Here is a 7773-nt window from a genome sequence, read left to right as displayed (position 1 = left end):
CATTTCGCGATGTAATTCCTGGCTTGGCGCGCGTCGCCTATGTGATCGCGCCCGACCTCCCGGGCCATGGCCAGTCCGACGTTCCGCCGACACCCTCTTTCGCCGGGATCAGCGAGGCAATTTCCGAATTGCTGGCCCACCTCGTGATCGGGCGTCGCTTCATCTACGTGCATGACTGGGGCACCGCTGTGGGCCTGCAGATCGCCATGCAAGCGCCCGATCTGGTTTCGGGCCTCATCATCCAGAACGCAAACGCACATCGTACCGGCTTCGGGCCCCTGTGGGACGCCGCATTGAAGTTCTGGTCAGAACCGACAAAAGAGAACGAAGCGGCCGCAACCCCCGACCTGACCTTTGAATTCACGCGCGAGCAATATACGGGCGGTCTGCCGGAGGAGGTCGCCGCCACGATCAAAGGCGAACCCTGGGTCGAGGACTGGAGGGTGATGAATCTTCCCGGCCGCATGGAGACCCACCGCGCGCTCATCGCCGATTATAAGAACCACGCCGCGCGTTTCGTGCGATCGCCGGCTATCTAGAAAAATGTCAACCGCCGGCGCTCATGCTGTGGGGCCGTCACGAGCCCTATTTCGATATCGCCGAAACGCTGTCCTGGATGCAGGATCTGCCACGTATGGAGGCTCATATTTTCGACGGCGGGCATTTCCTGCTCGAGACGCATGCCGAACCAGCACTCTCCCTCATGATGGACTTCATCAGGCGAACACAGAGGCCTAATCTAAACCAGACTTCGGTGGCCATTCCATCCGGCGAATCGCGAGATTAAGCAGGGACGTAGGTCAACCTGATCACATCCTCGCCGATCCGGTCATTAGTCATAAGGCGGAGCGGCGGCCGGGGTCCGGCGAAATATGGCTTGCCGCGACCAAGCACGACGGGGTGCAGGTAGATTCGATACTCATCGATCAGGCCAAGTTCGGTGAGGCTTTGCGCCAAGTCCGGGCCAGCAACTTCGATCTCCCCGTCCCGCTCGGCCTTCAGCTCCCGGATTGCGCCCTCGAGATCATCCTCAACAAGCGTGGCGTTGGGGCCAACCGACTTCAACGAGCGCGAGACGACCCATTTCGGCTGGTTCCGCCACGCCGCCGCGAAGGCGTGTCGCTCTGCATCCCATTCAGGATGATCGTCCTCCCAGTAACGCATGACCTCATACATTTGGCGACCATACACACTGCCCGCCTGCCCCTGAGCCTCCTCGATGAAGTGGCGGAAGAGTGTGCGGCTTGGCGCAAATGCCATATGGTCGACGTAGCCGTCCAGGGACTGGTTCATTCCGAACACGAGCTTAGCCATACCCATCTCCTTTCCTTACGCGGCACATCCGCGCGGTTCTGATTGCGTTACGCAATCGGTTGTAAGCTAGATCGACTGATGGCCGATCGGCAGAAGCGAGAAATCATGCCGGACCTCCTTCTGCACTACGATTGCCCGGATTGCTGCTTCTTTGATCCAGTTGAGGTTCTTTCTTTCGCACGTCCTTCACGACATCGAGAAAAGCCCGCAGTGCCGGAGGCACGGTTCGGTGTCCGGGATAGTAGACCGCGACCCCTTCCGGAGCGGGCATCCATGCGGTCAGGACCCTACGCAGCCGGCCATCGGATATGGCCCCTTCGGCGGCCCAATCCGCCACATAGGCGATGCCCAGACCCTCGATTGCGGCTTCGGCCATCAGCTCCTCGTCATCGAGGACGATGGAACCGGCTGCGTCGATCACGAGTTCCTGGCCGGCGCGTTCGAACTCCCATCGATAGAATTTGCCGCTGGGCATACGATGGCCGATGCAGTGGTGGCGTTGCAATCCCTCGGGCGTTCCCGGGTCGCCGAAGCGATCGAGATAGCCGGGCGAGGCGACACAGATGAACGTCAACGGGCGTGCAAACGGCACGGCGATCATGTCCTTGGGGACAGATCCGAGGAGGCGCACGCCGGCATCGAACCCGCTGGACACGATATCGATGAGCCGCCCCTCGACGACGATGTCCACGGTCACGTCCGGATGGCGCGCCGCCATCTGCGGAAGAACCCAGCGAACGAGAAGCCTGGCCACCAATCGCGGTGCGTTGATGCGGACCGTGCCCGCGACATTGCCCCGGAACCCCGCGACGCTGTCGAGCGCCTCGTCCAGCGAGGCGAGCGCCGGCTGAAGGCGATCGAGCAACCGGAACCCGGCTTCTGTCGGCGAGACGCTGCGTGTGGTGCGGTTCAGAAGGCGCACCCCCATGCGTTCCTCGAGCGCACGCATCGCATGGCTCAATGTGGAAGGTGCCGTGCCGATCTCGTCCGCTGCGCGGCGGAAGCTGCGGTGTGTGGCAACGGCCACGAAGGCGGTGAGATCGTTGAGCGACGGGCGGGGCATTGATGGGGATTTTGCATCATCTCATGCCGATTTCAACGGCTAATGCGCGCAATGCGATTGCCCTATCTCGTGCCTGGATCAATTGGAGATACGGGAAATGGCAAAGACTTGGCTCATAACGGGTGTGTCGTCCGGTCTAGGCCGGCTGCTGGCGGAGAAGGCCCTGATCAGGGGGGACCGCGTCGGCGGTGCCAGCCGCAGCGAGGACGCACTTCCCGACCTGCGTGCACGCTACCCAGAACGGCTCCGCATCGTCGCAATGGACCTCAAGGACCAGAGCTCGGTCCGCGCCGCGGTCGACCGCGCCTTCGCCGCATCCGGTCGGATCGACATCGTCGTCAGCAATGCTGGCTATGGCCTGCTCGGCGCGGCGGAAGAGGCTGGCGATGTGCAGGTTCGGGACATCATCGACACCAATCTCATCGGCTCGATCGCACTCATCCGGGCGGCGTTGCCGCATCTGCGCAGCCAGGGTGGCGGCCGGATTCTACAGGTATCGAGCGAGGGAGGCCAGATCGCCTATCCGGCTTTCAGCCTCTATCACGCGACCAAGTGGGGTATCGAGGGGTTCGTCGAGTCCGTGGCGCAGGAGGCTGCTCCCTTCGGCATCGAGTTCACCCTTGTGGAACCTGGGCCGGCGCGGACCGGGTTCGGCGGCAATCTCGCGCGGACCAAGCCGCTCGCGGCCTATGAGGGGACACCCGCCGGTCAGATCCGCGAGGCGCTCCGTGGCTCTTGGGTGATCAAGGGCAACCCCGAGCGCATGACGGACGCAATGATCAGGCTTGCCGATCAGGATGGTCCGCTTCCGAAGCGGCTGGTGCTCGGTGCCGAGGCCTATGCCGGCATCCGCAAGGCTCTCGGCGGGCGCATCGAGGAGCTCGACCGGCAGAAGGACGTCGCAGTCGCGGCGGATTTCACCGACGAGGAGTTGGCGCGGCTATGACCCACCCTGTCCCGCCGCTCCACAGCTGCATGGCACCGTCGTGCAGCTCCGCCCGTTGATCCCGATAGATTCCCCCGGCTCCGGCCCGCTGCCGGTCCGCTCCCGCTATCAAGACAGAAAGGAACACGAAATGCCTGCACGTGACGCCATCTATCCGGCCAAACGCCACGCGTTATACGATATTCATCGATATTCCGCGGCCATTCGCTCCGGCGATCTTCTCTTTGTGTCGGGTCAGGTCGGGAGCCGTGAGGACGGCTCGCCCGAGCCGGTATTCGAGGATCAGGTTCGGCGGGCCTTCGCCAATCTGCGCGCGGTCTTGGCCGCCGCCGGGTGCAGCTTCGACGACGTCGTCGACGTCACCACCTTCCACACAAACCCGGACGAACAGATCGAAACGGTGCTGGCCGTCCGGGCGGAAGAGATCGGCGCACCTCCCTACCCGAACTGGACGGCAGTGGGCGTCAATTGGCTTGCCGGCTTCGAGTTCGAGATCAAGGTCATCGCCCGCATCCCTTCGACGACCAGCAGTCATCCGGCGGACAAGCGCTGATCGCTCGCCCTGCAGTTCTGTATTGGCGATTGCCTCCGACGACGGAAACGGCAGCGCGGCGCGCCCTAGCACGGGCTCGCGATGTCCATCCAACGATGAATATGCGAGCTTTGCCTGGGGCCAAAATACGTCATTCGGCCGCGAACGATTCCGATCACCGCCGTTACTACGCTTTCTCGCCTCTGGCTATTCCGCGCTCCTCGCGCGGACGTAGTTCCAGCGGCAAATGGGCGGCAATTTCGGTGCTGGTGTGGTGGAAATGACAAAATTGGCATGAAGCTGGGCACCATTATGTGATTGAAGTCGCTCCGTAAAAACTTTCAGGCGGTTTCAGGAGCTTTGGCCTTTGCGAGGTCCTGCAGGAACTCTTCCATCAGCGGCCTGTCACCGAACCGGCGGTAGGCGCGCTCTGCTTCCAGCGAGAATTCCGGATGCGCCTCGATCAGCTTTGCCATCGTCTGCTGGGCTGCCTCGACCTCTCCGCCCCCGCCCTGCAAAGCGGCCTGAATTAGAAGGCAGTTTGCATCGCGCGGCGCCCGGATCAGGCATTCCTCTATGACGGCGGAAGCCTCATCGCGGCGGTCAGCCGCGTAGAGCGCCTGCCCGTGCACATAGGCATAGTACTCGGGCGCCATAGGATGAAGGCGGCGGGCCCGCTCTGCGTTGGCCACGGCATCATCATATTCCCCGAAGCGAACCTGCGCCTTTGCAAGCGCCATCATGCTGTCGGGATCGTTAGGGTTGAGCTCCACAGCGCGCCGTGCGGCCTGCAAGCCGCCTGAATAGTCGCCCTGGACGGCAAGCCCGAAGCTGATCACCTGATAGCCAAGGCCAAGATTGGGATCGAGACGGACCGCCTGCCGAGCTTCGCTAAGCCCAAGATGGAGCTCCGGGGCGTTTGCCCGGCTGTCACCGCTCTGCGCCACGCTGGCGATATAGATCAGCGCGAGGCCTGCGCGGGCGGCCGCATAGGACGGGTCCATTTCAACGGCGCGCTGGTAGAGGCCCCGCGCTTCCAGAATGTGCTGCGGGTCATTGGCGCCGTGCCGGTAGCGGTTGCGGGCCTGCAGCACGAGGTCATAGGCCTGCAGATTGTCGGTCGGGCGCTCCGCTGCCGCCGCCGCCTCGCTCCTGCCGATATAGGGCGCGATCTGCGCGACGATTTCGGTGGTCAGCTCGCTCTGGACGGTGAACACGTCGGCGACCTGCCGGTCAAAACTGCGCGACCACAGATGCGCGCCTGTCTTTACATCGATCAGCTGCGCCGACACGCGAAGCTGGTCGCCTTCACGGCGGGCGCTGCCTTCAACCACATAATCAACGCCGAGCTTCGCCCCGAGCTTGCGCACGTCCGTATCCTGCCCGTGCACGGCGTAGGTGGAATCGCGCGCGATTACCTGCAGCTCTGAATTGCGGGCAAGGGCTGTCGTCACATCCTCGGTCAGTCCGTCCGCGAAATACGATTGCTCGCCGCTGCCGCTCATCGCCGCAAAAGGCACGACCGCCACTGACGGCCTGGGGTCGGCGCGGCTCTGGTCCATCGACAAGGCCGCCGGGATGCGGCTGACCATGGCTGCCAGGGAGAGCGGCTGGATTTGGGTGCCGATGAGGATGAGGGCTATGGCGGCCGCGCCATAAGACCAGCGGGCGGCGGTGCTGCGCAGCACCTGCGGCACCTGCCGCCATGGCGACCCCGGAGAGCCCGCACGCCTTACGCGGTAGACGTTGAGAAGTTCGGGAATGTTCTTGGCCCGCCTGCGGCCGATGCGGACGAACCTGCCCGCGCTGTTGCGGTCGGCCGCCATCACCACGGCGCCGCTGACGAATATCTGCCCAGGATCGCACATGGCCTCAAGACGGGCAGCCACATTGACGCCATCGCCGTATACGTCGCCGTCATCCTCGATGACATCGCCAAGATTTATGCCGATGCGCAGCTCGAACGGGCCCTTGTCGAAGCCTTCCTGTGTGGCCTGCGCCGCATCAACCGCTTCGTTGACGCTGGGAAACATGGCGAGAAAGCCGTCTCCCGCCGTCTTGACGATGCGCCCGCCATGGCGGGCAATGGTCGGGTCAATGAGCTCATCAAAAACAGCGCGCAGCTTCGCGTAGGTGGAAGCCTCGTTTTCGGCCATCAGCAGGCTGTAGCCGACGATATCGGCCGCCATGATTGCCGCGAGCTTGCGTTCCATCAGCATTATTCCTGAGCGGCGGCCATGCAGGGACTATTACTACGGACACTTAAGGCGACGCACGGCCCAAGACTAGACCCCTAATCCCGGATGGGCTTATCAACACACCTCATAAATGCGTGATGATTGTGGCCTATACCGTCCTTCGTCAGCCATCATCTGCTTCGTCCGGAGCCGTCCGTCGCAGCACTGGCGGAGGGCGACGCGCATTGAACGGCCTGGGCCTTGCCTGCCTGCCTCACCACGCGCTGCGCCCCTCCTTGCAGAAGGACGGCTTCAGCAGGTGCTGGTGCCGGCCCTTTCCAGGCTATCAACTCTATTATCCAAGCCGTCGCCAGAACTCCCCGCGTTCGCTCTCCTGATCGAAGCGCTCCGCTGGCGAGGATAGCCCGGCAGGGCCAACAACAAGTTCAGCGCTGCGTCGCCCTTCATCGCAATTTGGTCTGTGCCATTAACTAGGTTGGGATGTACATTGCCCTTCCCGAGAGATGGGTGACAGTTCATTCCGGAGACATGGGTTACACTTTCGGCCCTTTGCAAGGAGAGCAAGGGTGCCTTGGAAGGAGTGTAGCCAAATGGATGAGCGGCTGAAGTTCGTCGCGCGGGTTCTGGATGGAGAGAAGATTGCGGTGCTGTGCCGGGATTTCGGCATCTCGCGCAAGACCGGCTATAAGATCCTCAAGCGCTACAATGACAGCGGGCTGGAAGGGCTGACGGATCGCTCGCGCCGACCTTACCGGCACGCCAATCAGCTTCCTTTCCAAATCGAGAAGCTGATTGTGCGTGCCAAGCAGGACAAGCCCAGCTGGGGAGCGCCGAAGATCAGGGAGCGGCTAGCCCGGCTCTACCCGGACGTCCACACCCCAGCGATCTCAACGGTGCATGCAGTTCTGGACCGCCACGGCCTGGTCAAGCGCCGCAAGCGACGCAACCGAGCGCAGGGAACGGCGCTCTCCCATACCTGCCGGCCCAACGATCTGTGGTGTGCCGACTACAAGGGCGAGTTCATGCTTGCCGATCGGCGCTATTGCTATCCGCTGACGATCAGCGACTTCGCCAGTCGCTATCTCCTGGCCTGCGAGGCGCTCCACACGACCAAGGAGGCCTATGCCTTCACCGTGTTCGAGAACGCTTTCAAGGAGTTCGGCCTGCCCGGGGCGATCAGAACGGATAACGGTGTGCCCTTCGCAAGCCCCAATGCTCTCTTCAATCTTTCCAGGCTGTCGGTCTGGTGGCTCAGGCTCGGCATCGCCATCGAGCGTATCAAACCGGGCAACCCGCAACAGAACGGCCGCCATGAACGCATGCATCTGACGCTGAAGCTGGAGACCACCAAACCGGCCGGCGCCAACTTCCTGCAGCAGCAGGCCAAGTTCGATGACTTCATCGACGGCTTCAACAATGAGCGGCCGCACCAAGCGCTCGGCATGGACTGTCCGGCACAGCACTACGCGCCGTCACCGCACACCTACACTGGCCTGCCTGACCTCGATTATCCGTTCCACGACAAGGCCGTCACCGTCACCACCTGCGGGCGCATCTGCTATAATCGCAAAAAGATCAACCTCAGCCAGGTCTTCGCCGGCCAGACCGTCGGCATCAAACAGGTCGAGGACCATATCTGGCTGGTCAGCTTCGTGGACTATGATCTGGGATATTTCGACGATGAGACATGCAGGCTCGAACCACTCCAAAACCCTTTCGG

General features: G+C 62.5%; 8 protein-coding genes and 1 pseudogene. 6 read left to right on the top strand and 3 right to left on the bottom strand.

The features are described 5' to 3' along the window. Positions 1-23 precede the first annotated feature (23 nt). Together EOA86_RS14025 and EOA86_RS39380 are read left to right on the top strand one after the other, a co-directional pair. Positions 24-539 carry an alpha/beta fold hydrolase gene (locus EOA86_RS14025; protein ID WP_245497260.1) on the top strand — a complete coding sequence of 172 codons (516 nt, stop codon included), beginning with the start codon at positions 24-26 and terminating at the stop codon, positions 537-539. A 23-nt stretch (positions 540-562) separates the two neighbouring features. Then, the gene (locus EOA86_RS39380; protein ID WP_206630020.1) at positions 563-787 is read left to right on the top strand and encodes a hypothetical protein; all 225 of its coding nucleotides are present in this window, start codon (positions 563-565) and stop codon (positions 785-787) included. On the opposite strand, the gene EOA86_RS14020 is transcribed toward EOA86_RS39380, so the two are convergent. Beyond that, positions 784-1314: a dihydrofolate reductase family protein gene (locus EOA86_RS14020; protein ID WP_128342190.1), complete on the bottom strand. Its 531-nt coding sequence runs from the start codon at positions 1312-1314 to the stop codon at positions 784-786. The genes EOA86_RS39380 and EOA86_RS14020 overlap by 4 nt on opposite strands. A gap of 103 nt (positions 1315-1417) precedes the next feature. Further along, a complete protein-coding gene (locus EOA86_RS14015) occupies positions 1418-2377 on the bottom strand; it encodes a LysR family transcriptional regulator (protein ID WP_128342188.1) in 960 nt (319 codons plus the stop codon). A 97-nt stretch (positions 2378-2474) separates the two neighbouring features. Between EOA86_RS14015 and EOA86_RS14010 the strand changes: the two genes are divergently transcribed. Beyond that, complete coding sequence (locus EOA86_RS14010; protein ID WP_128342186.1) at positions 2475-3323, top strand: SDR family oxidoreductase; 849 nt, start codon at positions 2475-2477, stop codon at positions 3321-3323. 130 nt (positions 3324-3453) lie between these two features. After that, complete coding sequence (locus EOA86_RS14005; RefSeq protein WP_128342185.1) at positions 3454-3876, top strand: RidA family protein; 423 nt, start codon at positions 3454-3456, stop codon at positions 3874-3876. A 320-nt stretch (positions 3877-4196) separates the two neighbouring features. Here EOA86_RS14005 and EOA86_RS14000 read toward each other — a convergent pair whose 3' ends face one another. Continuing rightward, positions 4197-6068 carry a tetratricopeptide repeat protein gene (locus tag EOA86_RS14000; protein WP_128342183.1) on the bottom strand — a complete coding sequence of 624 codons (1872 nt, stop codon included), beginning with the start codon at positions 6066-6068 and terminating at the stop codon, positions 4197-4199. Between the two features lie 287 nt (positions 6069-6355). Here EOA86_RS14000 and EOA86_RS40255 point away from each other — a divergent pair. Together EOA86_RS40255 and EOA86_RS13990 are read left to right on the top strand one after the other, a co-directional pair. Continuing rightward, positions 6356-6456 (top strand): annotated as a pseudogene (locus tag EOA86_RS40255) (LysR family transcriptional regulator); the annotation flags it as partial. Between the two features lie 187 nt (positions 6457-6643). Beyond that, on the top strand, positions 6644-7773 hold a 1130-nt coding region (locus EOA86_RS13990), incomplete at its 3' end, for a helix-turn-helix domain-containing protein (protein ID WP_164891743.1).

It is taken from the genome of Mesorhizobium sp. M5C.F.Ca.IN.020.32.2.1, from assembly GCF_004023105.1.
Lineage (GTDB): Bacteria > Pseudomonadota > Alphaproteobacteria > Rhizobiales > Rhizobiaceae > Mesorhizobium > Mesorhizobium wenxiniae.
The sequence above is the reverse complement of the archived record's forward strand: the minus strand, read 5'-3'. Positions and strand labels throughout refer to the sequence as shown.